This window comes from Streptomyces sp. NPDC018610, assembly GCF_044391765.1.
In the GTDB taxonomy this organism is placed as follows: Bacteria; Actinomycetota; Actinomycetes; order Streptomycetales; family Streptomycetaceae; genus Streptomyces.
The window spans coordinates 915,327-941,444 of sequence record NZ_JBISAL010000001.1 but is presented as its reverse complement, the minus strand read 5'-3'; the positions used below and the strand labels follow the sequence as shown (position 1 = coordinate 941,444).

Sequence of the window (26,118 nt, the reverse complement as noted above, 5' to 3'; positions counted from 1 at the left end):
TCGCTCAGCTCCCCGTGGGACGGACCAGCGCGACGGCGGTGCGCAGCAGGATGCACACGTCCTGCCACAGCGACCAGTCATCGATGTACGCGTTGTCGAACCGGCTGCGGTCCTCGATCGAGGTGTCGCCCCGCAGCCCGTGGACCTGGGCGAGACCGGTCAGACCGGCCCGCATCCGGTGGCGAGCCGCGTAACCGGGGTAGGCCTGGCTGAACTGTGCGACGAAGTACGGGCGTTCGGGGCGGGGGCCGACCAGGCTCATGTCGCCCCGCAGCACGTTCCACAGCTGGAGCAGCTCGTCGAGCGAGGTGCGCCGCAGCATCCGGCAGAACCGGCGCATCTCGTGCTCGTTCGCCACGCTCCACCGGGTCGCCGACTCGTGCTCGTCGACCGGGCGGTGGGTGCGGAACTTCAGCAGCGTGAACGGCCTGCCGTCGCGGCCGATGCGCTCCTGCCGGAACACCACGCCCGGCCCGTCGCTGATCCGCAGTACCACCGCGCACACCAGCAGCAGCGGGCTGACCAGCAACAGCAGTGTCCCCGACACCAGGACGTCCAGCGCCCGCTTGCCCAGGCCCTCGCGCCGCGCCGGCGACAGGTCCAGGCGCCGGCACGGGAAACCGGCCAGCCGCTCGCCCACCGCGTACGAGGGGCAGCCGGCGTCCAGCTCCCACACCTCGCAGCCCGACCCGGCCAGCTCCCGCAGCAGCCCCTCGTGCTCGGCGCGGGCCGCGGGACCGAGGGCCAGCACCGCCCGCACGCCGTTCTGGATGACCGCGCGCTTGACCTCCTCGCCGGTGGTCAGCACCGGCAGACCGCCCTCGCCCTCCGGCTGCCCGGCGACGATCCCCACCGGCCGCACCCCGCACCGGGGATGGCGCAGCACGGCGGCGGCCACCCGCTGCGCCGCCGCGCCCGGGCCGACCAGCAGCGCGGGCAGCGGGTGGCGCAGCAGCGCGGCGCGCCGCCGCCCGTGCACCGCGCCGCGCAGCGCGCAGCACGCCACCGCCTGGACGACCAGGCCCGTCACCACGGTCCGCAGCGACAGCGCGTGCCCGGGCCCGTACGCCGCCGCGAGCGCCGCCAGCGCCAGCCAGGCCACCGTCACCCGGCCCCACAGGGCGGGCAGTTCCTCCAGCAGCCCCGCCGCCGGCCGCCGGTCGCCGCGCGGGCGCACCAGCAGCGATCCGGCGATCAGCAGGGCGACCAGCAGTGGGTGGCGGCGGCCCTCGGTCAGCGCCAGGCTGCCCAGCAGGGCGGCGACGCCGTCGGCGACCAGCAGCGGCATCCGCGTGTCCGGCCGCGCCGGACGGCGGACGGCCGGGAGACGGAAACCGGTGGCGGCGCCGCGCGGCGGCACCACCGAGACAGGGACGCTCTGGCCGTCCCGTGGCTGCACACCGGGGGAGGGGACGGTATCGGTACGTTCGGCGGTCACGGGCGGTTCGACTCCCTGTGCTCGGTGGGCTGGACACGCGGTGCTGTACGGCTCGCCCCGGCGTCACGGCCCGGGCCGGGCGGCCGGCCGTGCTCGGCGCCGCGGACCCCGGCGGGTTCACCCGCTCGGGACCCGGCCGTGCTCGTGGGGGCGGGCCGGAGGCCGAGCAGGTCGCGGTAGAGGTCCGCGACCGCCTCGGCGGTGTGCCGTACGTCGTGGGCGGCCAGCACGTGCCGCCGGGCCAGGTCGCCGAGCGACGCGCGCGCCCACGCGTCGAGCAGCAGCCCGGTGACCGCCCCGGCCAGCGCCGCCGGGTCCTCGGGCGGCACCAGGCACCGGGCGGCCAGGGACGGCGGGAGGCTCTCGCGGGCGCCGTCGACGTCGGTGACCACCACCGGCCGCCCGCACGCCATCGCCTCCAGCGGAGCCAGCGCCATGCCCTCCCAACGAGAGGGCAGGACCACGAGATCGGCGGCCTGATACCAGGGGAGGGCGTCCGTGACGGCCCCGGTGAACAGCACGGACGGCGGGGCGCCGGCACGCAGTCGGCCGGCGTCGGGGCCGTCGCCGACCAGCACGAGCCGGGCGCCCGGCACCTCGCGTGCGACGGCGTCCCACGCCCGCAGCAGGACGTCCTGCCCCTTCTGCCGGCACAGCCGGCCCACGCACACGGCGAGCGGCGCGGCCGGGTCGAGGCCGAGGCCGGCGAGCCGCGCCGGCCGGGACCGTACGTCGCCGGCGTCCGCCGGGCGGAAGCGTCCCGTGTCGACGCCGTTGGCCACGACGGTCCACCGGCCGCCGATGCCGGCGCGTTCACCGGTGGCGCGTTCGGCCTCGCTGACGCACACCGTCCGCGCGGCCCACCGCGTCCCCCAGCGCTCCCACCGCAGGGCGAGGGCCGCGGTGACCCCGCCGACCGCCTCGAACGACCAGGCGTGCGGCTGGAAGACGGTGGGGATCCGGCCGCGCACGGCGAGCCGTCCGGCGAGACCGGCCTTCGCGCTGTGCGCGTGCACCAGATCGGGGCGCACCTCGTCGATCAGGCGGGCGAGGCGCCGCACCTCCCGGACGAGCGACGGTCCCGGCGAACGGGTGGCGGGCCAGTCGTGGACCCGCGCGCCGAGGGCCCGCAGCCGGGCGGGCAGCGGGCCGTCGGGGCAGGCGGCGACGACGTCCAGGCCGCCGGCGAGCTGCGCCCGGACCAGGTCCGTCACCACGCGCGCGACGCCGCCGTCCACCGGCTGGGTCAGGTGCAGGACGCGCGGCCGGGGTGCGCCCGTCCCGCTGACGGCGGCTGCGGCGGCGGGCCTCGGAGCACTCACCGCCGGGCGTCGACGGCGGCGAACAGCACACCGGCCCACGCCGCGTCACGCTGTGAACTCAGCCGGAACGTCGCCTGGTCACCGGCGTCGCGCAGCAGCCCCGCGAGGTCGAACACGTCGGAGTCGTAGCCGAGGGTGTTGCCGTACGCCGGCACACGCGCGGCGGGAGCGTCGCCGGGCTCGCTGATCGTGGAGTTCAGCACGTCGTCGGCGGGATCGCCCGGGCCGGTGAGGGCGACGGACGCGGAACGCCCGGCGGTCAGCGTGAGGGAGTCGCCGGTGGTGCCGCGGTCGCCGTTGTAGGCGACCAGGCCGACCCGGCCGCCCGCGCCCGCCGGGAAGGACAGGCCCCCGAGCCGCATCTCCTGCGCGCCACCGGACCGCAGCGGCGCGAAGCCGTCCCACAGCGCGAGGTCGCGCAGCGGCTCCGCCGGGTTCTCGTACGCCACCACCAGCGTCCAGCCGCCCCAGGCGCCGGCCTCCGACCGGCCGCCGGCCACGTTGACCTGCGCCACCGTCCACATCCCCGGCCCGCTCTCGCGCACCATCCCCGTCACGTCCGCCGAGGCCTGGAAGGCGTCCGCGCCGTCCGCGACCCGGTGCCCGACGACGGTGTCCGCGAGGACCTCCTTGTACGCCCCGCCCGGCTCGGCGACCAGCACCCGCCCGTTGTCCCGCGCCGGCTTCTGCTCGCCCACGCGCAGGTTGCCGCCCCAGTACAGGCGCGCGTACGACACCCGTGAGCCGGCCGGCACCCGGACCTCGGCGCGGGAGGAGTCGTAGGTGTTCGGGTCGTCGTCGACGTCGATGTACGACGTGTCGAAGTCGCCGTTCGTCCCCCGCTCGCCCGCCTGGGCGGCCGGACACGAGGGTCCGCCCTGGGGCGCCGGGCGGCAGGTGACCGAGGAGTTGGCCGCGCGCACGATGCCGCCGTGCTGCTGCGCGTGGTACCGCTCGGCGAACGCGATGCCGCCCGCCTCCGGCGCGGGTGCGGCCGGCGCGGCGGCGGGGGACCCGCCGGGCAGCCACATCGCGGTGAGGGCGAGGACGCCCACCGTGGCACGGCGCAGCAGCGGGCCCAGGGAATGGGGCATGACCGTCGTTGCCTTTCGGAAGCGGGGGCCGGTGACAGCAGCGACATGCGTGCGATGCGTCCGCCGGGAGAGTTGCTCGGGAGAGCCGCAACTCTAGTTGTCGGCGGGACAAACATGGTGAATCCGGGCATGTGTGTCGGAATGGTGAAACCTCCCTGCCCGGGGAGATCACGCCATTGGCCGCACGCTCCGGCGCACCGCGGACGCCGTCCCCCGCACGGGGCCGGTCACCGCCGCCACGACACGCCGCCCCACCTGGAACGGCGTGGCAGTGGAGGGAACCGGGGGAGGGCCAGAGAGCGCATGATCGGTTGCGGGTGCGCGGGGGCGCTCCCACGGTGGGCTCAAGATCAGTCGCCCGTCGAAAGGAATCCTCATGCGTTCCCTGCCCGTACGGCGCATCGCCGCCGGCGCACTGTGCGCCGCCCTCCTGACCGGGATCGCGGGGTCGGCCGCCATGGCCGCCGACCCGGTCCGCGAGAGCGGCCACGCGACCGCGCCCGACGCCCGGCAGCGCGCGGACGCGCTCCTCACACAGGCCGGGAAGGTCCGCGGCACGGCGGACGTGCTCGCGCCGGTCACCGATCTGCTCAAGGCGCTCGCCAAGACCGACCAGGGCCGACTGACCGCCACCCAGGCCCGGCAGGCGGGCCAGGACGCCAAGCGCGCCGTGGCCGAGGCGGTCGGCCGGACCACGGCGGCCCCCGCCGCCGCTCCCGCCCGAGGGGCGGGGACCGTCGTGTCCGGGCAGCGCGCCGCCGATCCGGTGAGCGACGCGCTGGCCGCGCTCGACAAGGCCGTCGACGAGCTCGTGCAGGCGGTCACCGGCGGTCTCGGCGACGTGCGGCCGCTGGTCACCGATCTGCTGACCCAGGTGGCCGGCCTCGTCACGGGCCTGCTGACCGAGGACGGCCTGTCCGCGCCGGCCGACGCGTCCTCGACGGCGACCCCGACCGACCCGGCGTCGACCCCGGCCCCCACCGACGCGTCGTCCGCCTCGTCGGAGCCCGTGACCTCGGCCGTCACGCTTCCCGCGATCACGCTGCCGACGACGGTGCTGTCGCCGGCCTCGTGAGCCGCCCGTGAGCGTCATACCTGAGCTCATGAGCGCCGTGCGGCACGTCCGCCGCACTTCGGTCGTGGCGCCGCCCTCCGGGGCCGGTGCCACGACCGTCGTCGTGACGACCTCCGGCTCTTCACCGGAACCGGTCATTCAGAGATCTCATATGAGGACTGGCAATCTTCGGCGCCTCCGGTTTCCGCCCCGGCCCGGGCTCGTTAGGCAGGGCGAAAGAAACTCGCTCCGGCGACCCGCGTCGCCGAAGAAAGGAACACGATGAAGTCCCTGAAGGCTGCCGCCATCGTTGCCGGGTCCCTGATCGCCGCCAGTGTCGGCGGGCCCGCGTTCGCCGCCGACGTGGCGTCCGCGGGCTTCAGCGGCCACCTGAACTCCAAGCTCCCCGTCGAGGTCGCCCCGCTGGACCACCAGACGGACGTGATCCACACCGGGACCAGCGGGTCGCTCGTCGAGACGGCGCGCGAGGCCGCGAACTCGCTGAACGACGCCCGGCCGCTGCACCACACCACCAAGGACGCCACGACCGCGCTGCAGGACGCCAAGCCGATGCACGGCGACCTGGCGCTGTAGGGCAGGGACGCGTCGTACGCGAGGGCGGCTCCCGGCACGGTCCGGGGGGCCGCCCTTTCGCATGCCGGCTCGTGTGCTCGACTCCTGACGCTCGGCTCGCGTCCCCGGCCCGCGGGTCGGCTCGTGTGTCCGCCGTCCACGGTCCCCCGGAGGGGCTTCCCGTACGAGAGCGGTCCCCGCAGAGGGTTCCCGTACGAGAGCGGTCCCCGGAGGGAGTTCCCGTACGAGAACGCCCGGCCGGGGAATCCCCCGGCCGGGCGCCCGGACCGACGGTCCGTCACCGCGCGTCGGCTGTCACGGACCTACCGCTCGTGACTACTTGTTCGAGCAGAAGTTGCCGATGGCCGGGTTCAGGGCGCCGACCACGTTGACGGTGTTGCCGCACACGTTGATGGGCGCGTGCACCGGGACCTGGACCACGTTGCCGGACGCGACGCCGGGCGAGTTCGCCGCCACGGCCTCGGCGCCGGAGTTCGCCGCGGCGAGACCGGCCCCGCCGAGAACCACGGCGCCCGTGCCGAGGGCGATGGTGGCGGCCTTCGCGATGCGAGACATCACTTTCTCCTTGTTGATTCGGGGAGTGCGGCAGCAGGACGCGCGACCGCACTGCCCTCTCAACGCCGCAACCGCGAACCGGTCACGGCAATCATCCCGGGATCACCCCTTTTGAAGGGGGAGGGGTTGCGCTGGCGGGCGGTCGACAGTTGCTGTACCGGCGGGCTTCGGCCCGCCGGACCCGCCCGCACTCCCTCCGGACCCGCTGTATTGCGGGCATCCCGCCCGCGTCCCGGCGCGCGGCCGCGACAGGGCGCCCCGTATGAGACAGCGTCATGAAGGGTATTTTTCGGGAAAGTTGCGCGTATGGGCGTTTCGCCTGTCAAAACCTACGAAAGCCGTCTACGCTGACGACCGTCAGTGATCAACCCATCACGGGTTGTAGTGACATGAAAAAGGAGAGGTAATGCGCAAGTTCCAGAAGGCCGCTGTCGTCGTGGCCATGCTCGGCAGCGTCGGTTTCATCGGTGCCGGTGCGGCCCAGGCCCACGGTGGCGACGACGGGCTGAAGGTCGACAGCAAGCAGAGCCAGACCTGCACGGGTCAGGTCGACACTCAGCAGGGCCTCATCAACATCCAGGACCTGGGTGTTGCCGCCAACATCCTGGGCGTGGGCAACCCGGTCGGCAAGGCGACCTCGGTCACCTGCCCCTCCACCCTCAGCTTCGGCTGACGATCACCGATCCGGTGATCTAGGCAGGTCTCGGGGCTCGGACATCTGGTTCGAGCCCCGAGCCGGGTCGGCCCGTCGGCCGGTCCAGTCGTTCGGAGCGACTCTGCCGCCGAGGGCGGAGGGTCGACCGTATAAGGGAACAAGGTAGATGCTCACTACGAAGAAGCTCGCGGCAACAGCGGCAGCCGGAATCCTGGGCAGCTTCGCCCTGATCGGGTTCGGCGCCGCCCAGGCCTTCGCCCACGACGGCGTCTCCGGCAGGTGCGCCGACGACGGGAACAACGCAATCCGCTGCGTGCAGTCGCAGCACTGTTCGGGCGGCGGACACGTCGACTGCAGCAGCACCATCATCATCAAGCGCAAGAGTTCCTGACGTACGGCCGGGGCGGCCGAGGCGCCCTTGTTCACGTCGGCATCCGCCGCTCAGGCCTGACCGCGCAGCGAAGATCGGCCGGGACCCCAACGGGTCCCGGCCGTCGTCGTGCGGCCGCCTTCCGGCCTCCGGGCGCCGCCACGCACGTACAGGAACCGCACGGTCGACCTGTTGGTGGAGACCCGTTCGGGTTCCGACAAGTCCCCATCGGGGCGCGAGTGGAAGCCGTCCCTCGAAATGCACTGTCAGGGCAAGTGGCGCGACGCGGGCTCGCAGTTCCGTCGCCCCGGCGGCAACGGCGAGTCGGCCGCCCCGCAGACGGATCTCCGCGGGGCGGCCGTCGTGCGGGTGCCGGCTTGATCCATGACGTCCGCGAAGCGGCGGCCGGCTGCCCGGTTCCGAGGGTCCGCGCTGACGGACGGGCCCCCGGCGCGGGCGCCGCGGGGCCGACCGGACGCTCCCGGGGTCGACGCGTGCCGGCCGGCGCCCCCTTCGCCCGGCAAGGCGCCCTCCCCGCGCAGGGAGCGACGCGCATCCGGACATGAAAGAGCCCCTCACGCGCTTTTGCAGGTGAGAGGCTGTGTGCGCCCCCGGCAGGACTCGAACCTGCGGCCAAGCGCTTAGAAGGCGCCTGCTCTATCCACTGAGCTACGGGGGCCTGGTGTGGTGGCCTCTGTCGTGGTGCCCGGTGCGGGCTGATCCGTGACGTCGCCGGGGACAAGGATAGGGCTCCCAGGTCCATGTCCCTGCTGCTTCGCCTCCGTGGCTCGGTGTGGAGGTTCGGTGAAGCGGTCTGATAATCGCAGGCAGGTACGAATCGTGCACCGCTTTTGACGCCTCGCGCACCGGGTGTTGTGCACTCGTTATGCCTGGCCTGTGCCCTCGTCCCAGTGATCCCTTCCGTCCCGGATGTTCTGTCGGCACGCGAGCATGCTCATATGCTTCAGAATTCCCTCAAAATTGGGCATTCTTCACATGTGGTGACCTTGGACGTACGGCCTCAGCTGCTCGACGCACTCTCCGCCCTGCGCGACCGTGTCGCCGCCGCGCGCTTCCCACTCCCGGTCCCGGGGGCGCCACGCGCGCGCGCCAACCGCGACGAACTGCTCGCCCAGCTCGACGACTACCTGGTGCCCCGGCTGCGCGACCCCGGGGCGCCCCTGCTCGCCGTCATCGGGGGATCCACCGGTGCCGGGAAGTCCACCCTCGTCAACTCCCTCGTCGGACGGCGGGTCAGCGAGGCCGGGGTGCTGCGCCCGACCACCCGCACCCCGGTGCTGGTGTGTCACCCCGAGGACCACCACTGGTTCAGCGGCATGCGGGTGCTGCCCGGCCTCGCACGCGTGTGGGCGCCCCGGCACGACCCCGGCGACGACCTCACCGCCCCCGACGACACGCCGCGCGCGCTGCGCATCGAGACCGTCGAGACGCTGCCCCCCGGCCTGGCCCTGCTGGACGCCCCCGACGTCGACTCGCTGGTCGCCGACAACCGCGTCCTGGCCGCCGAGTTGCTCTGCGCCGCCGACATCTGGGTCATGGTCACCACGGCCGCCCGGTACGCCGACGCCGTCCCCTGGCACCTGCTGCGCACCGCCAAGGACTACGACGCGACCCTGGTGACGGTGCTGGACCGGGTGCCGCACCAGGTCGTCTCCGAGGTCTCCCGGCAGTACGGTGCGCTGCTCGCCAAGGCCGGGCTCGGCGACGTACCGCGCTTCACCGTGCCCGAGCTGCCCGAGTCCGCCTGGGGCGGCGGGCTGCTGCCCGCCACCGCCGTGGCCCCGCTGCGGGCCTGGCTCGCCCACCAGGCGCAGGACCCCGCCGCCCGGCAGCACACCACGGCCCGCACGGCCCACGGCCTGCTGGACTCGCTCAAGTCGAGGATGCCCGAGCTGGCCGGCGCCGCCGCCGCGCAGTACTCGGCCGCGCTGCGGCTCACCTCGGCCGTCGACAGCGCCTACGACGGCGAGTACGCGCGTGTGCGGGGCCGGCTGCAGGCGGGGGCGGTGCTCGCCGGGGACGCCCTGAAGCGGTGGCGGGCCTACCCGCTGGACTGCACCGCCGGGGAACTGCTCGACGCGCTCGTGGAGAGCCTGGGCGCCCTGCTGCTGTGCGCCGTCACCGCCGCCGACGAACGCGTCGACGACGCCTGGCGGCGCGAACCGGCCGCCGCCGCCCCCGGACTCGCCGACCGCGCCCCCTCGGTGGAGAGCTCCGAGCACCGCATCGGGCTGGCCGTACGGCGCTGGCGGCGCGAGCTGGAGGAGTACGCCGAGGACGAGGTCCGCGAGCTGGACCGGAGCGTCGCCCCGGATCCCGAGGTCGTCGCCGCGCTGGCCGCCACCGGGCTGCTGGGCGGCCGCCGGGGGCGGTCCGCGGGGGAGGGGCTCGCCGAGCGGATCGGCGCCCACGGCGCGCTGCGGCTGCGCGACCGCGCGGGACGGCTGCTCGCCGACTACCTGGACCGCGTGATGCACGTGGAGCGGGAACGCCGGCTGGGCCCGCTCGACGCCCTGGAGGTGCAGCCGGAACCCCAGGCGGAACTCATCGCCGCGCTGTCCGTACTGCTGAAGGAGAGGTGACCGGTGACCGCCGTCACTGATCAGGACCAAACGGAACACACCGCCCGCATGGAGGGCACGGTCGCCGTGGAGGGACAGGGCATCGGGGACGACGACACCGAGCGAGGCTCGTCGGGTCCGCAGCAGGGCCCTCCGGGCCCGGAGCAAGGTCCTTCGAATCCGGGGCATCAGGGGCACCCGGGGCAGGCCTCTACGGGTCTGGAGCATGGCTCTCCGGGCCTGGAGCAGGGTCCTTCGGGTCCGGGGCACGGCTCTACGGGGCCGGAACCCGGGCCGTCCGCTCCGGAGCGGGGCCTGCCCGGTTCGGTTCGCGGTCCGTCCCGCCCGGAGCGGGGTCTGTCCGGTTCGGCGCGGACCGGGGAGCCCGGGGCGCCCGACGGCGCCGTGCGTCCGGCGAGTGCTGGAGGTCATGTGGGGCAGTCGGGGCCGGTGAGGCCGGTGGGACCGGTGGGATCCGGCGGCGCCCGGAGTGCCGGGGGCTCGCGCGGTTCCGAAGGTTCGCGTGGATCCGAAGGTTCGCGTGGATCCGACGGTTCGCGTGGATCCGGAGGTACGCGCGGTTCCGGCGGCCCGGGCAGCGGCGGGGCGGATCGCACCCGTAGGGCCGCGATCGCGCGGGACGCGGCCGCGCCGGGCGACGCGACGGCGCGGACCGGCCACGGCCGTGCGCCGACGACACCCGAGGACCGCCACGTGCGCGTACAGGGCGGTGAGCAGCACGCACGTGTACGGGACGGCGGCGACGGATCAGGACGCGTGCGGGACGGCGACGGCTCGGGACGTACGCGGGACGGCGACGGGCACACGCGCCTGCCGGACGATCGGCGCCCCCCGCGCGTGCGGGACGATCGGCGCCCCCCGCGCGTGCGGGACGACGGGCACGAGCGTGGGAGCGAGCACGGGTATGGGCTTGGGCACGGGTACGGGCTCGGGCACGGGCGGGTGCGCGACGACGACGGCCACGCGCGCGTGCCGGACGACGGGCGTCCCGCGCGTACGCACGGCGGTGACGCCCCGAGCCGTAGGGAGTCCGCGCCCCGCGGGGAGTACGAAGCCCGCAGGGAGTCCGGGGCCCGCGGGCGATCCGAAGCCCGTGGGGACTCCGGGGCCCGCAGGGAATCCGAAGCCCGCGGTGAGTCCGGATTCCGTACGGAGTCCGAGAGCCGTGCGGAGTCCGAGAGCCGTGCGGAGTCCGACGGGGCCTGGGACGACGGGTTGATCGCGCGCCGCGTCACCGAGCCCGGCATCACCGACCCCGTACCCGCCGAGCCCCGCGTCACCCGGTCGATGCCCGCGCCGCCCCTCGCGTACGACGGGCCGCTGCGCTCGCGGCTGGACGCGCTGCGCGAGCTGGTCGGCCTCTCCCGCACCCGGCTGGACAACCGCACCCTCGCCGAGGCGGGCCGCGTCCTCGACGAGGCGGCGGCCCGGCGGCGGCTGTCCGGGCAGCACACCGTCATCGCCATCGCGGGCGCGACCGGCAGCGGCAAGTCGCAGCTGTTCAACGCCCTGGCCGGAGTGGCCATCTCGGAGACCGGCGTGCGCCGTCCGACCACCGCCGCGCCCATCGCGTGTAGCTGGAGCGACGGCGCGGCCGGCCTGATCGACCGGCTCGGCATCCCGGGCCGACTGCGCAGGCGGCCGGTGCAGAGCCCGGACGCCGACCCGCAGTTGCGCGGCCTGGTCCTGGTGGACCTTCCCGACCACGACTCGGCCGCCGTGCAGCACCGCGAGCACGTGGACCGCATCCTCGGGCTCGTCGACGCGGTGATCTGGGTAGTCGATCCGGAGAAGTACGCCGACGCCGTCCTGCACGAGCGTTACCTGCGGCCCCTGTCCGGCCACGCGGAGGTCATGTTCGTCGTCCTCAACCAGGTGGACCGGCTGCCCGGCGAGGCCGCCGACCAGGTCCTCGACGACCTGCGCCGACTGCTCGACGAGGACGGGATCGCCCTCGGGGAGCACGGCGAGCCGGGCGCGACCGTGCTCGCGCTGTCCGCGCTCACCGGCGACGGCGTCCCCGAACTGCGGGAGGCACTGGGTCAGTTCGTCGCCGAGCGCGGGGCCGCGGCCCGCCGGGTCTCGGCCGACGTGGACGCGGCGGCGGACCGGCTGCGGCCCGTCTACGCCACGCGGCGACGGGTCGGCCTGAGCGAGGAGGCGCGCGAGGAGTTCGCGGCCCGGCTCGCGGACGCGGTGGGCGCCGTCGCGGCGGGCGAGGCGGCCGAACGCGCCTGGCTGCGCAACGCGGGCCGGGCCTGCGGGACCCCCTGGCTGCGGCTGTGGCGGTGGTACCAGGACCGGCGCGAACCTCCTACGGGCCGGCTGCCGGTGCGGGCCCAGCCGGACGAGGAGGCGACCGCGCGGCAGCGTGTCGAGCAGGCGGTGCGCACGGTGGCCGAACGGGCCTCGGCCGGTCTGCCGGCGCCGTGGGCGCAGGCGATCCGGGAGGCCGCGGTGCGCGGCGCCCAGGGGCTGCCCGAGGCGCTGGACGAACTGGCGGCGCGGGCCGGGCTGCCGCCGGGCCGGCCGCCGCGGCCGGGCTGGTGGCCGGCCGCGGTCCTGGCCCAGGCCTCCATGACGATCCTCCAGGTCGTCGGCGGCCTGTGGCTGGTCGGTCAGATCGCCGGGGTGCTGGCGCCGAACCTGTGGGTGCCGGTGCTGCTGATGATCGCCGGCATCGTCGGCGGGCCGATCGTGGAGTGGAGCTGCCGGATCGCGGCGCGCGGACCGGCGCGGCGGTACGGGCAGGAGGCGGAGCGGCGGTTGCGGGAGGCGGCGGCGGGATGCGGCCGGGCCAGGGTCCTGGACCCGGTGGCGGCGGAACTGCTGCGCTACCGGGAGGTGAGGGAGCAGTACGCGCGGGTGACAGGGGCCCGGTGAGGGGACGGACCCTCGACGCGGGCCACCGGAACGCGGCCGCCGCGGTGAGGGGACGAGCCGGCCCGGACCCCGGACCCCGGACTTTGGACCCCGGACCCCGGAACGGAGCCGCGGTGAGAGCCCGGATCCTCGGTGCGGACGGCGGCCCTCACCCTTCCGGGTGAGGGAGTTGTCCACAGGCGGGCGGCGGTCCACAGCGCTCGGCGGGCCCGGCCCGACGGAGGCAGTCTGGCTCCGCGGCGATCGCGACGGACGCGGTCGGCGCGGCAGACGCAGCCGTACGGGACGGGCCCGTACGCGTGCCCGCCCGGACCGGACGGCCGGGCGAGGGAGGGGTTCTCCGATGAACGAGACGATGATCTGCGCGGTGGGCAACGTGGCGACCCAGCCGATGTACCGGGACCCGGAGTCGGGCGCGTCGGCGCGGTTCCGGCTGGCGGTCACCGCGCGCTACTGGGACCGTGAGAAGAACGCCTGGACGGACGGCCACACCAACTTCTTCACGGTGTGGGCCAACCGGCAGCTCGCCGCGAACGCCATGGCCTCGCTGAACGTGGGCGATCCCGTCGTGGTGCAGGGCCGGTTGAAGGTCCGCTCGGAGAGCCGTGACGGCAACACCAGGGCCTGGGCGGACATCGACGCCGTGGCCATCGGCCATGACCTGTCCCGCGGCACGGCCGCCTTCCGTCGCACCAGCAGGCAGGAGTCCGGTGCGGCCACCGGGCCGGCCCGGTCCGCCCCGGAAGCGGAGCCGGCCCCCGCACAGCCCGAACCGCGGTGGGAGACCCCGGCCGCCCGGCCGGCCCCCGAGCCCGCGCCCCGACAGCACCGCGAACCGGCCGCGGTGACGTGACGTCGGCCTCCGGCCAGGCACTTGATCCGGCAGTCGGTCGGGCACCTGATCGGCAGCCGGCCCAACAGCCGACCGGCGACCGGTCCGGCGATCGGCCCTGACCACCGGCCTGACGACCGGTCCGGCGATCGGCCCTGACCACCGGCCTGACGACCGGTCCGGCGATCGGCTGACGACCGGTCCGGCGACCGGCCCGGTGATCGGCACTGTCTGCGCCCAGGCAACGCCCCCGCCGCCGCGAGCAGGCCTTATCGACAAATCCACCGCTGCTGCCCCGGTCGGGATAACGATTCCGATTCGGATCAGCTGTCTGACGATCTGACAGTAAACCGTGGTGCGCTAGATCCTTAGGATGCCGACGTGGCTTTCTGAGCTCGGAGATTCTGCTGGTGGGACCGCACCCCCACGACAACGGGTCCTGCTCGAAGGGGAATTCTGTGTGTGCTTCGTACTCTGCGCCGTCCGTGCGCGGGAGAGGGGCGGCCCGTCTGGCCGCCGTGTCCCTGACGTCCGGACTCGTCGCCGCCGGTGTGCTGACCGCCGCCGGTCCGGCCGCCGCCGACGGGCAGGCGCAGAGCCAGAGCGGGGCCACCGCGACCATGGGGGGCCTGAAGACGTACGGCGCCGCGGTCGTCCATGACGTGAGCGGCGACCGCCAGGTCTCCGCCGGTCTGTTCGAGATGTCCGTGGACGGCGGCGGCATGCTGCAGACGTACTGCGTCGACCTGGGCACCCCCGCGCAGAAGGACGCCAAGTACTACGAGACCCCCTGGAGCGGCACGTCGCTCGGCGTGAACAAGAACGCCGGGAAGATCCGCTGGATCCTGCAGAACTCCTACCCGCAGGTGAACGACCTGGCGGAACTGGCGGCCAAGGCGGGGGTCAAGGGCCTCACCGAACAGGACGCGGCGGCCGGCACCCAGGTGGCCATCTGGCGCTATTCCGACGGCGCGCACGTCGACGCCGTCGACCCGGAGGCCGAGAAGCTCGCCGACTACCTCCAGCACAGCGCCCGCGGCCTCGCCGAGCCCAAGGCCTCGCTGACGCTCGACCCGCCCGCCGTCTCCGGCCTGCCGGGCCGGAGACTCGGCCCGGTGACGGTCCACACCAACGCCGGCGGCGTGACGGTGCTGCCGCCGGCCGACACCGCCGTCGGCGTCCGGATCGTCGACAAGAAGGGCAAGCCGGTCACCTCCGCCAAGGACGGCAGCAGCCTGTACTTCGACGTCCCCAAGGGTGACGGAACCGACGAGTCCCACGCCTCGGGCGCCGCGGGCGGCTCGGTCGAGCTGACCGTCCAGGCCTCCACGATCGTCCCGGTCGGCCGCGCCTTCACCTCCGACAGCCGCAGCCAGACGCAGATCCTGGCCGGCTCCAGCGAGTCGACGGTCTCCGCGACGGCCGACGCCACCTGGGCAGACAAGGGCGCGATACCCGCCCTGTCCGCGGCCAAGGACTGCGCCAAGGGCGGCCTGGACATCCAGGTGGCCAACAAGGGCGACGAGCCGTTCACCTTCGAACTGATGGGCGCCGAGCACAGCATCCCCGCCCGCACCTCGAAGACGGTCACGGTCCCGCTCCAGGAGGACCAGGCCTACGACTTCACCGTCACGGCCCCGGACGGCTACGCCCAGCGCTTCACCGGCGTCCTGGACTGCCGGACCCAGAGCAGCGAGATCGGCACGAAGACCCAGCTCCTCAGCGCCCCCACCCCGGTCACGGCGGGCGGCGCCGCCCCCGGCACCGACCTCGCCGAGACCGGCGGCACCGACAGCACCCCGCTGATCGCCGCCACCGGCCTCAGCCTCCTGGTGCTCGGCGCCACGGCGCTGAGCATCGTCCGCAAGAGGAAGACGCCCCAGGACTGACGGCACCGGCACGACCGACAGGACCGATCAGCCCCGTGTGCCCCGAGTGCGGCCGGCCGCTCCGGTCCGGCGGCCTCGCGCTCTTCCGGCGTCAGGAGGACGGCAGCCGAGCCTGCCGCTCCCTGTGGAGCTGCGCCGACCGCCACCTCTGGTGGCACTGGACCGACCGCCCGGACGACTCGCTGGAACCCTGCCCGACGCCACAGCTCTTCCGCCCCGCTCCACCAGAGCGCCCCACCGGTGACCGACGGTAACGACCACACGTACCCACGGCCACCGATCCGCCCACCCCACCGGCCCACACGCCCGCTGGTTTCCATCCAAGGGTGGCGGTCAGGCAAGATGGGGTGTATCTGCCCACTGCCAGATTCAAGCTGCCGGACGGTTTCTCTTGGCTGAGTTCATTTACACCATGCGCAAGGCGCGCAAGGCGCACGGCGACAAGGTGATCCTCGACGACGTCACCCTGAACTTCCTTCCGGGTGCCAAGATCGGCGTCGTCGGCCCGAACGGTGCCGGTAAGTCGACCGTGCTGAAGATCATGGCGGGGCTGGAACAGCCCTCCAACGGTGACGCGTTCCTGTCGCCCGGTTACAGCGTCGGCATCCTGCTCCAGGAGCCCCCGCTCAACGAGGAGAAGACGGTCCTGGAGAACGTCCAGGAGGGCGTCGCCGAGATCAAGGGCAAGCTCGACCGGTTCAACGAGATCGCCGAGCTCATGGCGACCGACTACTCGGACGCGCTGCTCGACGAGATGGGCAAGCTCCAGGAGGAGCTGGACCACTCCAACGCCTGGGACCTCGACGCCCAGCTGGAGCAGGCCATGGACGCCCTGGGCTGCCCGCCCGGCGACTGGCCCGTCACCAACCTCTCCGGTGGTGAGCGCCGCCGCGTCGCGCTGTGCAAGCTGCTGCTGGAGCAGCCCGACCTGCTGCTCCTCGACGAGCCCACCAACCACCTCGACGCCGAGTCGGTGAACTGGCTGGAGCAGCACCTCGCCAAGTACGACGGCACCGTCGTGGCCATCACCCACGACCGGTACTTCCTGGACAACGTCGCCGAGTGGATCCTCGAGCTCGACCGCGGCCGCGCCTACCCGTACGAGGGCAACTACTCCACGTACCTGGACACCAAGGCGACCCGCCTCAAGGTCGAGGGCCAGAAGGACGCCAAGCGGCAGAAGCGGCTCAAGGAAGAGCTGGAGTGGGTCCGCTCCAACGCCAAGGGGCGCCAGGCCAAGTCCAAGGCCCGTCTGGCCCGCTACGAGGAGATGGCCGCCGAGGCCGACAAGATGCGGAAGCTGGACTTCGAGGAGATCCAGATCCCGCCGGGCCCGCGCCTGGGCAACGTGGTCGTCGAGGTGAACGACCTGCACAAGGGCTTCGGCGAGAAGATCCTCGTCGACGGCCTGTCCTTCACCCTGCCGCGCAACGGCATCGTCGGCGTCATCGGCCCGAACGGCGCCGGCAAGACCACGCTGTTCAAGATGATCCAGGGCCTGGAGACGCCGGACAGCGGCGACATCAAGGTCGGCGAGACCGTCAAGATCTCCTACGTCGACCAGGGCCGCTCCAACATCGACCCCAAGAAGACGCTGTGGGAGGTCGTCTCCGACGGCCTCGACTACATCAACGTCGGCCAGGTCGAGATGCCGAGCCGTGCCTACGTCTCCGCCTTCGGCTTCAAGGGCCCCGACCAGCAGAAGCCGGCCGGCATCCTCTCCGGCGGCGAGCGCAACCGCCTCAACCTCGCGCTCACCCTCAAGCAGGGCGGCAACCTGCTGCTCCTCGACGAGCCGACCAACGACCTCGACGTCGAGACGCTCTCCTCGCTGGAGAACGCGCTGCTGGAGTTCCCGGGCTGTGCCGTGGTCGTCTCCCACGACCGCTGGTTCCTCGACCGGGTGGCGACGCACATCCTCGCCTACGAGGGCGACTCCAAGTGGTTCTGGTTCGAGGGCAACTTCGAGTCGTACGAGAAGAACAAGATCGAGCGGCTCGGCCCGGACGCCGCCCGTCCGCACCGCGCCACCTACAAGAAGCTGACCCGGGGCTGATCCAGCAGATGCGCCACACATACCGCTGCCCGCTGCGCTGGGCGGACATGGACGCGTACGGCCACGTCAACAACGTGGTGTTCCTCCGCTATCTGGAGGAGGCCCGTATCGACTTCCTGTTCCGCCCGGACAAGGAGTTCAAGCAGGGGTCCGTGGTGGCGCGCCACGAGATCGACTACAAGCGGCAGCTCGTCCACCGGCACGAGCCGGTGGACATCGAGCTGTGGGTGACGGAGGTCAAGGCGGCCTCCTTCACCCTCGGCTACGAGGTCAAGGACGGCGACACGGTCTACGTCCGCGCCTCGACGGTCATCGTGCCGTTCGACTTCGAGGCACAGCGGCCGCGCCGGATCACGGCGGAGGAACGCGAGTTCCTCGAGGAGTACACGGACGAGAACCAGGAGGAGGCCGTCGCCGCATGACGGTCCTCCACCTCGCCGACGACACGGAGGCGGCGGACCTCGCCGCCTTCCTCTCCCGGCTGCTGCACTACGACCGGGCCGCCGCCGTACGGTTGCAGGCGGCGGGCACGGCGCTCGCGGTGTTCGGACGGCCGGCTTCCTTCGAGGTGCTGGCGGTGCGCGCGGTACGGCTGGCCAAGCCGTACGAGGACGGGCTGGACGTCACCCTCGACGTGACCGTCTCGGCCGGCGACCTCCTGGAGTCGGTCGACGAGCCGGCGGCCACGGCCGCCGTCCCGGCCCCGGTGACCGGGCCGCCCTGGGCGGGCGTCCTGCCGCCGCGCGGCGGCTGGCGGGCCGAGCCGGGGCTGCCTCCGGCCGTCTCGCTGCGCGCGCTGCTGTCCGCCGCCGTCGCCGAGTTCCGCACCCGGACCCAGGAGCTGCCGCCCGAGCGGCACACCCGGGCCGAGCTCGACGGGATCGGGCGCGAGATCTGGTCCCGGACGGTCGGCCGGACCCGGCTGCCGGTGCGGGCAGTGCACGCGGCGCAGTCGCTGGGCTTCCTGCGCGCCCGGCCCCCGGCGGGCCCTGCGCGGGCGGGCGACGAGGACGGGATCGTGCTGTTCTCGTCCGGGGCCTGGCTGCGGCTGCGTACCCCTTACGGGTCCATCGCCGTACGGCAGGCGGGGCTCGGGACGCTGGACGTCAGCGTCCGCTGAGCCTTGGGGGCCGGCGGAATCTCCCGCGCTCCGGATCTTTGAGGCCTTCTCGGACCTCCGCGGCCTCCAAGGCCCCCGGACCTCCGCGCCTTCCCGGACCTCCGCGCCTTCCCGGACCTCCGCGCCCTCCCGGACCTCCGGGGCCTCCCGGACCTCCGGGGCCGCCTCGGTCCGCTGAGACCTCCGGGGACTCCCGGGACCTCCGGCATCTCCGGGTTCTCCCGGACCCCGCGCCCCGTGAGTTCGCTCACCGCCCGCCGATCTTGCCCGGCGGTCTTGCCGGGCGGTCAGTCCCGTTCGCTGTCGTCCGGGCGTACCGCGATGTGGTCCGGTTCCAGTTCCAGCGCCACCCGGTCGCGCATGCCGAGGGCCTTCGTGTACTCGGCGGGCAGCTGGAGGCGGCCGGCCCGGTCCAGCATGGCGTACTCACGGCTGACCACCAGCTCGTCGCCGGTGGTCGCGTCCACCTCGCTGCGGCGCAGCACCTCCGTGGAGGTGCGGCCGTCGCGGATGGCGACCGTGCGGCGGACCTCGGTGGCCACCGCCTGGTCGTGGGTGACGATGACGATGGTGGTGCCCAGGCGTTCGTTGGCGGTGCGGAAGGCGGCGAAGATCTGTTCGCCGGTGTGGGAGTCGAGCTCGCCGGTGGGTTCGTCGGCGAGCAGCACGGCCGGGTCGTTGGCGAGGGCCACCGCGATCGCCACCCGCTGCTGCTGGCCGCCGGACATCTGGTGCGAACGCCGGTCGCGGCAGTCGGCGACCTCCAGCATCTCCAGCAGTTCCAGGGCCCGTTCCGCCTTCGCGCGCCGGGTGCCGCCGCGGCCGCCGGCCAGCTGCATGGGCAGGGCGACGTTCTGCGCGGCGGTCAGGTAGGGCAGCAGGTTGCGGGACGTCTGCTGCCAGACGAAGCCGACGACCTCACGGCGGTAGCGGAGGCGGTCCTTCGCGGTCATGGCGAGCAGATCGTGGTCGGCGACCCGGGCAGCGCCGGCCGTGGGCGTGTCCAGGCCGGCCAGGATGTTCATGAGGGTGGACTTGCCGCTCCCGGAGGCGCCGACGAGCGCCAGCAGCTCGCCCCGGCGCACCAGGAGGTCGAGGCCCTGCAGGGCCTGCACCTCCACGCCGTCGGCGGTGAAGATGCGGACCAGGCGGTCGCAGCTGATCAGGGCGTCGTGGCCGTAGGCGGGCCGGGTCTGGTCCTCGGTGGCGCGCCGCGCCAGGTCGGCGAGGGTGGTGTTCGTCGTCATCGGGCGGCTCCCTCTGCACGGCGGCTGGGGCGGTCAGGGCGTGTCGCCGGAGTCCCGCCGTCCGCCCCGGGGGCGCGGCGGGCGGGACGTTCGCGAGACGCCCCAGGGCGGTCATGGGTGCCGCGGCGGCGGTCGGACGGCTCGTGGGGGCGGCTGGGCGGCTCGTTGGGGCTCATCGGTCGCCTCGTCGGGCGTCTCGTCGCGGGCCCCCGCCCGCGGTTTCGCGGCCGCTCATCGCGCGTCCCCCGCCCTCAGTTCCCGTACCGAGCCCTTGCGGCCCGTCCACCAGGCCTGGGCGACGGCGATGCCCACCGCCAGCAGCAGGACCGCGGCCGCGGGCAGGGCCAGGGACAGCGGGTCGGTCCGCAGCGCGTGGCGGCCGGCGGTGGCCGCCGCCGTGGGCAGCGCGATGGCGGTCAGGTCGATGCCGGGGGACAGCAGCCGGATGGTCGCCCAGCCGGTCAGCGCGCCGCCCGCCGCGGCGAGCAGCGCCTGCGGGAGGGACTCCAGTACGAGCAGGCGCCGGCCCTGGGCGCGGGTGAGGCCCATGGTGCGCAGACGGGCCAGCAGCGCGGCGCGCTCGGGCGCGGCGCGCAGCAGGGCGAGGAGCAGGGCGAGGACGGCGTAGCCGGTGCCCGCCGCGACCGCCGCGGTGTAGATGTGCTCGGCGCCGGACTGCAGGGGCGAGTCGACGTACCGGGCGCGTTCCTCGGACCGCAGCTGGACGGCGGCCGACGCGCCGGCCGCCCGGCGGAGCGCCGCCGCGTCCAGGTGGTCGCCCGTCACCAGCAGTGTGCTCGGGTGGGCGGCCCGGCCGCCCAGCCCGGCCCGGTCCACGACCAGGAAGTCGGCGCCGGGCACGGCCGGCGTCCGGTCACGGACGACGGCGATCCGTACGGTGACCGTGTCGCCGTCGCCCAGACGGACCGGGAAGGGTCCGGTGCCGTAGGCGGCGACGACCGACGGGGAGGCCAGCGCGGGCAGCGGCGTCCCGCGGCCGGCCGGGCGCCGCAGGCCCTGCGCCGGGAAGGCGCCGAGGCCGGTGCGGCCGGCCAGCGCCGCGTAGTCGGCGGGGGCGACGCCGGCCACGGTCAGCTGGGTGAGGTTCGGTCCGGCCTTGGCCTGGTAGTCGACGCTCGCCTCGGTCACCGCCCGCACCCCGGGCGTCCGGCGGACCTGCCCGGCCAGCCCGGCGGGCAGTTCGTCGGCGGCCTGGACGCGGGCGTCGGCGCCCACGGCGAGCAGGGCGGTGTGGTCGCGGGCCTCGGCCACCCCGCTCAGGACGGAGCCGCCGAAGGCGGCGGTGGTGAGCGCGGTCAGCAGCGCCAGCAGGGGCAGCACCGCCGAGACGGAGCCGCGACCCGCCCGGGCCAGCGACAGGTGGCCCACCGGCCCGCGCAGCCGGCCGGCCGGGCGCATCAGCCAGCGCAGCGGCAGCGGGTACAGCCGCACCAGCAGCAGCGCGGCGATCACCCCCACCAGCACCGGCGCCAGCGACACCAGCTGGTCGCCCGAAGCGCCCGAAGCGGTGGAGGCGCCCGAGTCGTCGGAGACGCCGCGCCGCCGCAGCGCCTCCACCGCCCCGGCCGCGATCACCAGCAGCGTCAGCTCGGCGACCGTACGCCGCCGGGAGGGGCGCCGGCCGACGGCGTCCTCGCGCGGGGCGTGCAGGCGCACCGTGCGGTGCGCGAGCGCGGCGCGCAGGGGGAGCGCGGCGCAGCCGACGGCGGTGACCGCCGCGGCGGCCGCCACCGACCGGGCGACGCGGCCGTCGGGGACGGCGAGCAGGGCCGTGCCGAGACCGAGCGCCCCGGCGGGCACGGCGACGACCGCCGTCTCCGCCAGGAGCTGGCCGGCCAGGCCGCGCAGGGAGGCGCCGCGGGCGCGCAGCAGGGCGAGCTCGGCGCGGCGGCGGTCGGCGGCGAGTCCGCCGGCCATCAGCAGGACGACGACGGCGACCGTCGCGCCGCCGACGGCGGCGACCGACACCAGCGGGCCCACTCCCGAGCGCAGGCGGTCGTAGGAGCCGAACACGTCGTCGAGGGAGGTGCTCACCTGCGTCGCCGGATCGGCGACGGTGCGGACCCGGCCGAGGGCGGGGCCGGACTCCAGGGAGGCGACGGCGGACTTCAGCCGCCCCAGGTCGTGGGCGTGCAGACCGTGGGTGTCGGGGGCCACCTGCCAGTAGCGCACCGGCCGGCCGTCGGTGCCCAGCAGGGCCGGGGCCGCCTCGGGCGCGAGCAGCAGCGCGCCGAGCCAGTACTTCGGCGGTTCGGGCTCGGGCGAGTTGATCTGGACCAGCGCCGGGGTGCGCAGCAGCGGGGTGGCCGCCCAGTACGCGCCGTCGGGCTCGCGCGGGGCGAGCAGGCCCGTGACGCGGACGGTGAGCGCCGGGCCGGAGGACGCGGTGGGCACATGGATGACCGAGCCCACCTCGATGTGCAGGCTCCTGGCCGTCGCCTCGGAGACGGCGGCCTCCACGGTGGAGGTGCGGGCCGTGACGGCGCCCCGGGCCCTGGGCAGCCGGCCGGCGCGTACGGAGGAGTGCTCGGTCAGGCCGCTCGGCGCGAACAGGGTCACCTTCGCGGGCAGTCCGCTGGGCCTGGGGATCCAGGGGTCGAAGACGGCCAGGCTGTTGCTGGTCATCACGCCGTGCGCGGACTGGGCGGGGTCGACGGCCAGCGGGCGGGGGACGGCGGCGAGGACGCCGGTGTACTGGCGGCCCAGGGCGGGTGGGAGCAACGCCTGCTCCTGCTCCCGCGGCGGGAGCTGGACGTCGGGCGCGGGCGCCACCGCGGTGAGGACGCCGCGGGCCTGGCCCGCCTGGGCGACGGCCCGTGCCAGCCCGGCGTCCTCGTACCGGTCCAGGGCGCGCGGCAGCGCCGCGGCCAGGCACGCGGTCAGGGCGACCAGCACGGCCAGGGCGGTCGCGGCGCCCGGTGCGGTGCGCAGCCGGACGCGGACCCAGGAGGGGACGACGGTGTTCACCTCACTCACCTCCGCGGTCTCGAAGGGACACCGCCGGTTCGGCGCGGCGCAGGGTCAGCGCCGCGGTGACGAGCAGCGGCCCGGCGGCGACGGCGGCCAGCAGCACGGCCACCCGGGTGAGGGGCAGGTCGACCAGCACCGTCGGCACGGGTTTGGTGGCCTGCCCGGTCAGCACGATCAGCGGGATCACCGCCCGGGCCAGCACGGTGCCCAGGGCGGCCCCGGCCGCCAGCGCCACGGCGACCAGGACGCCCTGCTCGGCGGCGAGCATCCTCGCCAGCCGGCGGCGCGGTGCGCCCAGGGCCCGCAGTACGGCGAACTCGGCGTCCCGCTCGCGCAGCGCCCCGGTGGCGTTCACCGCGAATCCGAGGGCGGCCAGGAGCGCCGCGACCACGGCCGCGGCGGTGAACGCGGCGGCCGGTCCGGCGCCGAACGGGTCGTCGCGCAGCCCGGCGGCGATCTCGTCGCGGACGACGACCTGCGCGGGATCGACGTCGGGCAGCGCCCGCAGCGCCGTCGCCACGTCCGCCGCGTGGTGCGCGTCGGTGCTCAGCCACCATTCGGTGGGCGCGACGCCGACGCCGTAGCGGGTCTCCAGCAGCCGGTTCACCGACCGCAGGTCCAGCAGGAGCCCGCCGCCGTCGTGCGCCGCGTCCACGGAGTCGCCCGGGGCGGCGCCGTGCGCGGTGGTGGGCAGCGCCCGTACCGCGGCGGCGATCCGCACCGGCACGTTCTGGCCGGCGAACACCACGTCGACGCGCTGGCCGGGGCGGGCGCCGGCCGCGGTGAGGAAGCCGTCGGTCGCCAGGGCCGTGACCTCCGGCCGCGCGGGCTGGGCGGCCTGCAGCCGCACGCTCACCGAGCCGCCCGAGCCCGTCGGTCCGGCCTGCTGGTGGGGCACGTAGCCGGTGCCGTAGGCGAGGGTCAGCGGGCCGGTCGAGGTCACCTCGGGCCGGGTCGGCACGGCGCGGGGGTCGGCGACGGAGGCCGCCCCGCCGCCGGCCGAGGCCGCGGTCCAGGAGGCCGGCAGCGTCAGCCGCAGCGCCGTCCGGCCGGGGGCGGTGGCCTCGACGCGGGACACGGTCAGGCGGTGCTGCCGGGCCCGGTCGACGGGCTGGGGCACGTCCAGTTCGAGGCCGGTGAGGATGAGCGGCCGCGCGGTGGCGGGCAGGCCCAGGTCCAGGGTGTGGGGGCGGCCGTCGGCGGCCAGCGTGCCGAGCGGCATGCGGTACGGGACGCCGTCCGCGTCCTCGACGCCGGCGGCCACGCCGACGGGGCCGCCGGCGCCGCCCGTGGAGCGCAGGGCCGCCGTCAGCCTCAGCCCGGTCGTGCCCGCGGGGATCCTCGCCCCCGCCGTCGCGCCCCGGGGGGTGAGCTTCGCCAGCAGCGGGCGCGCCGGCCCGGCGGCCAGGTCGTCGCGCATCAGCACGGTGCCGGCGGCGTGCGCGGTGTCCAGCGCGATCACCGTCGCGGTGCGGTCGCCGGACAGGGCGAGCGTGGTGCGGGCGGCGGGCGCGGCGGAGCGTACGTGGCCGAGGGCCGCGTACCGGTCGGTGCGGCCCAGCTCGCCGTCCCCGGCGGCGAGCACCCGCACCGGCGCGCCGGCCAGGAAGTCGGCCTGGTCGTCCTGCGAACGGTGCTGGGAGGCGCCCTGGCCGATGGCCAGCATGCCCAGCGCGACGGCGAGCACCAGCAGCAGCACCGCGCCCGCGCCGCGGTTCGGGCGGCGGCTGAACTGCCAGCCCGCCAGTGCCGTCGCGAGCCCGCGTCCGCCGGCCGCGCGCCGCTCGGCCAGCCGGGCCGCCGGCGGCAGCAGGCGCAGCGTCAGCACGGTCCCGGCCAGCAGGGTCAGCGCGGGCGCGGTGACCAGCAGCGGGTCGATGCCGAGCGTCCCCGTGCGGTCGCCGCCGACCGCGCCGGAGGGCTGCCGGTCCAGCTGCCAGTACGCGACGGCGGCCACCGCCAGCAGGCCCACGTCCGCGCCCGCGCGAAGCGGCGCGGGCAGCGCGCGGGCGCGTCGCACGACCGTGAACGACGACGTCAGCGCCGGCAGGGTCACCGCGAGCGCGCAGCCCAGGGCCACGGCGGCGGCCACCAGCCACACCCCGGGCCCGCCGGTCGCCGGCACGTCCGGGTGCAGCCCGATCCGGGCCAGGGCGCCCCGCCCGGCCAGCAGCCGGGTCAGCGGCCCGGCCAGCAGCGGCGCGCACAGCAGGGCGGGCACGGCGAGCAGCAGCGCCTCGGCGGCGGCCAGGCCCGCGATCCGGGCCCGCGATCCGCCGCGCGCCCGGAGCAGCCTGGTCTCGCCGGCGCGTTCGCTGCTCAGCAGCCGGGCCACCAGCAGCAGCGCGTACCCGGCGAGCAGCGTCAGCTGGAGGGCGGCGACCAGCAGCGTCGAGCGGGCGACGAGCAGGGAGCGTTCGATCCGGTCGAGGGTGTCCGGCAGCGAGGTCGTCACCTCGGGCGTGCCGTCCGTCGCGGCGGCCTCGCGCAGGGCGGCGGCGCCCGCCCCGACCGCGTCGCGCAGCGCGCCGATCCGCCCGGTGGTCAGCGTCGAGAAGTCCGCCGACGCCTGCCATCCGGTCGGTCCCGCGCTCACCCTGTCCCCGGCGAGGACGCCAGGGGCGGCCAGCAGCGGGCCGTACATGGTGAAGCCGACCTTGCGGATGCCGCGCCCGCCGAGGTCGTCCAGCCGCCAGTACGGGGCGTCCGTGTGGGCGGGGCGGTACAGGCCGGTGATCCGTACGGAGACCCGCGGGCCGCCGAGGCGGTCGGCGAGGGTCAGCCGGGCGCCGGTCTTCAGGCCGAGGCGCCGGGCCGCGGCCTGGGGCAGCGCGGCCTCCAGGTCGCCGCTCGCCGTCGCCCGGGGCGCGCGCCCGGTGACGAGGCGCACCTGCCCGGCGTCCAGGGCGGCGAAGTAGGTCAGGTCCGGGTCGCCCGACCGCTCGGCCGCGGGCTGCAGCGAGCGGGGGAGGGCGTAGGGGCCGGAACGCGCCAGGGAGCGCACGGTCACGGGCATCCCGTCGAAGGCGGCGCGGGCCCGCTCGCGTACGGCGGCGTCGACGGCCGGGCGGTCCTCGGGGGACACCTCGCTCTGCACGAGGAGGGTCGCGTCGGCGGCGCTGCGGGAGTCGCGCAGGGAGTGGCGCAGCGCGGCGTCGCCGATCGCGCCGGAGTACGCGGCGAACGTCGCCAGCACCGCCGTGGTCAGCAGGACCGTGAGCAGCGCGGCGGCGAGCAGCAGCCGGTGCGCACGCGCTCGCGACAGGATGAACCCCGTGAACCCCGCCACCCGGCTCCCCCCGTGGTTGTCCAGACCTCCGGGTGATGTTGTCAGAGCGAACGGGCCGCTAGAAAGCGCTTCTTTACCGAACTTGACCGGATCGTGACCGAAATCCGGCACCGGGTGACCGGAATG

Annotated in this window: 18 protein-coding genes and 1 tRNA gene; 11 read left to right on the top strand and 8 right to left on the bottom strand. The window is 75.1% G+C overall.

Translation table 11 applies throughout. The features are described 5' to 3' along the window. Positions 1-4: 4 nt before the first annotated feature. From ACH5A8_RS04145 to ACH5A8_RS04135, 3 genes are read right to left on the bottom strand one after another with little or no spacing between them, the layout of a single operon-like run. Entirely contained in the window at positions 5-1,438 is a 1,434-nt protein-coding gene (locus tag ACH5A8_RS04145; protein ID WP_398997696.1) for an exopolysaccharide biosynthesis polyprenyl glycosylphosphotransferase, read from the bottom strand. Next, positions 1,435-2,760 (bottom strand): glycosyltransferase, encoded by a 1,326-nt coding sequence (locus ACH5A8_RS04140; RefSeq protein ID WP_398997694.1) that lies wholly within the window; start codon positions 2,758-2,760, stop codon positions 1,435-1,437. Before ACH5A8_RS04140 ends, ACH5A8_RS04145 begins: the two co-directional genes overlap by 4 nt. Continuing rightward, on the bottom strand, positions 2,757-3,854 hold the full coding sequence (locus ACH5A8_RS04135) for a DUF3344 domain-containing protein (RefSeq protein WP_398997692.1): 1,098 nt from the start codon (positions 3,852-3,854) through the stop codon (positions 2,757-2,759). Before ACH5A8_RS04135 ends, ACH5A8_RS04140 begins: the two co-directional genes overlap by 4 nt. Positions 3,855-4,230: 376 nt before the next feature. On the opposite strand from ACH5A8_RS04135, the gene ACH5A8_RS04130 reads away from it, so the two are divergent. Both ACH5A8_RS04130 and ACH5A8_RS04125 read left to right on the top strand, forming a co-directional pair. Further along, a complete protein-coding gene (locus ACH5A8_RS04130) occupies positions 4,231-4,929 on the top strand; it encodes a hypothetical protein (protein WP_398997690.1) in 699 nt (232 codons plus the stop codon). Between the two features lie 261 nt (positions 4,930-5,190). Further along, positions 5,191-5,502: a hypothetical protein gene (locus ACH5A8_RS04125; protein WP_398997688.1), complete on the top strand. Its 312-nt coding sequence runs from the start codon at positions 5,191-5,193 to the stop codon at positions 5,500-5,502. A gap of 315 nt (positions 5,503-5,817) precedes the next feature. Here the strand turns inward: ACH5A8_RS04125 and ACH5A8_RS04120 are convergent, their stop codons facing one another. Further along, the gene (locus ACH5A8_RS04120) at positions 5,818-6,057 is read right to left on the bottom strand and encodes a chaplin (protein ID WP_398997686.1); all 240 of its coding nucleotides are present in this window, start codon (positions 6,055-6,057) and stop codon (positions 5,818-5,820) included. A 406-nt stretch (positions 6,058-6,463) separates the two neighbouring features. On the opposite strand from ACH5A8_RS04120, the gene ACH5A8_RS04115 reads away from it, so the two are divergent. Together ACH5A8_RS04115 and ACH5A8_RS04110 are read left to right on the top strand one after the other, a co-directional pair. Continuing rightward, complete coding sequence (locus ACH5A8_RS04115; protein WP_398997683.1) at positions 6,464-6,730, top strand: hypothetical protein; 267 nt, start codon at positions 6,464-6,466, stop codon at positions 6,728-6,730. A gap of 148 nt (positions 6,731-6,878) precedes the next feature. After that, positions 6,879-7,103: a hypothetical protein gene (locus ACH5A8_RS04110; RefSeq protein WP_398997680.1), complete on the top strand. Its 225-nt coding sequence runs from the start codon at positions 6,879-6,881 to the stop codon at positions 7,101-7,103. A 585-nt stretch (positions 7,104-7,688) separates the two neighbouring features. Here the strand turns inward: ACH5A8_RS04110 and ACH5A8_RS04105 are convergent. Beyond that, positions 7,689-7,761, bottom strand: a tRNA-Arg gene (locus tag ACH5A8_RS04105). 319 nt (positions 7,762-8,080) lie between these two features. Between ACH5A8_RS04105 and ACH5A8_RS04100 the strand changes: the two genes are divergently transcribed. The 7 genes from ACH5A8_RS04100 to ACH5A8_RS04070 all read left to right on the top strand — a co-directional run bounded on the left by ACH5A8_RS04100 (position 8,081) and on the right by ACH5A8_RS04070 (position 18,465). Further along, positions 8,081-9,685, top strand: a complete 1,605-nt coding sequence (locus tag ACH5A8_RS04100; RefSeq protein ID WP_398997678.1) for a dynamin family protein — start codon at positions 8,081-8,083, stop codon at positions 9,683-9,685. A 411-nt stretch (positions 9,686-10,096) separates the two neighbouring features. Next, positions 10,097-12,568 carry a GTPase gene (locus ACH5A8_RS04095; RefSeq protein ID WP_398997676.1) on the top strand — a complete coding sequence of 824 codons (2,472 nt, stop codon included), beginning with the start codon at positions 10,097-10,099 and terminating at the stop codon, positions 12,566-12,568. Positions 12,569-12,911: 343 nt separating this feature from the next. Beyond that, positions 12,912-13,421, top strand: a complete 510-nt coding sequence (locus tag ACH5A8_RS04090) for a single-stranded DNA-binding protein (protein WP_398997674.1) — start codon at positions 12,912-12,914, stop codon at positions 13,419-13,421. A gap of 464 nt (positions 13,422-13,885) precedes the next feature. After that, positions 13,886-15,289 (top strand): Cys-Gln thioester bond-forming surface protein, encoded by a 1,404-nt coding sequence (locus tag ACH5A8_RS04085; RefSeq protein WP_398997672.1) that lies wholly within the window; start codon positions 13,886-13,888, stop codon positions 15,287-15,289. A 391-nt stretch (positions 15,290-15,680) separates the two neighbouring features. Continuing rightward, positions 15,681-17,345 (top strand): energy-dependent translational throttle protein EttA, encoded by a 1,665-nt coding sequence (gene ettA / locus ACH5A8_RS04080; protein ID WP_398997670.1) that lies wholly within the window; start codon positions 15,681-15,683, stop codon positions 17,343-17,345. An 8-nt stretch (positions 17,346-17,353) separates the two neighbouring features. Then, a complete protein-coding gene (locus tag ACH5A8_RS04075) occupies positions 17,354-17,767 on the top strand; it encodes an acyl-CoA thioesterase (RefSeq protein WP_398997668.1) in 414 nt (137 codons plus the stop codon). Further along, the gene (locus tag ACH5A8_RS04070) at positions 17,764-18,465 is read left to right on the top strand and encodes a hypothetical protein (RefSeq protein WP_398997666.1); all 702 of its coding nucleotides are present in this window, start codon (positions 17,764-17,766) and stop codon (positions 18,463-18,465) included. Before ACH5A8_RS04075 ends, ACH5A8_RS04070 begins: the two co-directional genes overlap by 4 nt. Positions 18,466-18,752: 287 nt before the next feature. On the opposite strand, the gene ACH5A8_RS04065 is transcribed toward ACH5A8_RS04070, so the two are convergent. From ACH5A8_RS04065 to ACH5A8_RS04055, 3 genes are all read right to left on the bottom strand, one after another. Continuing rightward, on the bottom strand, positions 18,753-19,712 hold the full coding sequence (locus ACH5A8_RS04065) for an ATP-binding cassette domain-containing protein (RefSeq protein WP_398997664.1): 960 nt from the start codon (positions 19,710-19,712) through the stop codon (positions 18,753-18,755). A gap of 231 nt (positions 19,713-19,943) precedes the next feature. Then, positions 19,944-22,700 carry an FtsX-like permease family protein gene (locus ACH5A8_RS04060; RefSeq protein ID WP_398997662.1) on the bottom strand — a complete coding sequence of 919 codons (2,757 nt, stop codon included), beginning with the start codon at positions 22,698-22,700 and terminating at the stop codon, positions 19,944-19,946. 1 nt (position 22,701) lies between these two features. Further along, positions 22,702-25,992 carry an FtsX-like permease family protein gene (locus ACH5A8_RS04055; RefSeq protein ID WP_398997660.1) on the bottom strand — a complete coding sequence of 1,097 codons (3,291 nt, stop codon included), beginning with the start codon at positions 25,990-25,992 and terminating at the stop codon, positions 22,702-22,704. Between the last annotated feature and the right edge of the window lie 126 nt (positions 25,993-26,118).

Bases quoted from the DNA above. Each gene is read 5' to 3' on its own strand.
- ACH5A8_RS04135 (WP_398997692.1), bottom strand. From the start codon at position 3,854: ATGCCCCATTCCCTGGGCCCGCTGCTGCGCCGTGCCACGGTGGGCGTC.
- ACH5A8_RS04130 (WP_398997690.1), top strand. From the start codon at position 4,231: ATGCGTTCCCTGCCCGTACGGCGCATCGCCGCCGGCGCACTGTGCGCC.
- ACH5A8_RS04125 (WP_398997688.1), top strand. From the start codon at position 5,191: ATGAAGTCCCTGAAGGCTGCCGCCATCGTTGCCGGGTCCCTGATCGCC.
- ACH5A8_RS04120 (WP_398997686.1), bottom strand. From the start codon at position 6,057: ATGTCTCGCATCGCGAAGGCCGCCACCATCGCCCTCGGCACGGGCGCC.
- ACH5A8_RS04115 (WP_398997683.1), top strand. From the start codon at position 6,464: ATGCGCAAGTTCCAGAAGGCCGCTGTCGTCGTGGCCATGCTCGGCAGC.
- ACH5A8_RS04110 (WP_398997680.1), top strand. From the start codon at position 6,879: ATGCTCACTACGAAGAAGCTCGCGGCAACAGCGGCAGCCGGAATCCTG.
- ACH5A8_RS04090 (WP_398997674.1), top strand. From the start codon at position 12,912: ATGAACGAGACGATGATCTGCGCGGTGGGCAACGTGGCGACCCAGCCG.
- ACH5A8_RS04075 (WP_398997668.1), top strand. From the start codon at position 17,354: ATGCGCCACACATACCGCTGCCCGCTGCGCTGGGCGGACATGGACGCG.
- ACH5A8_RS04070 (WP_398997666.1), top strand. From the start codon at position 17,764: ATGACGGTCCTCCACCTCGCCGACGACACGGAGGCGGCGGACCTCGCC.
- ACH5A8_RS04065 (WP_398997664.1), bottom strand. From the start codon at position 19,712: ATGACGACGAACACCACCCTCGCCGACCTGGCGCGGCGCGCCACCGAG.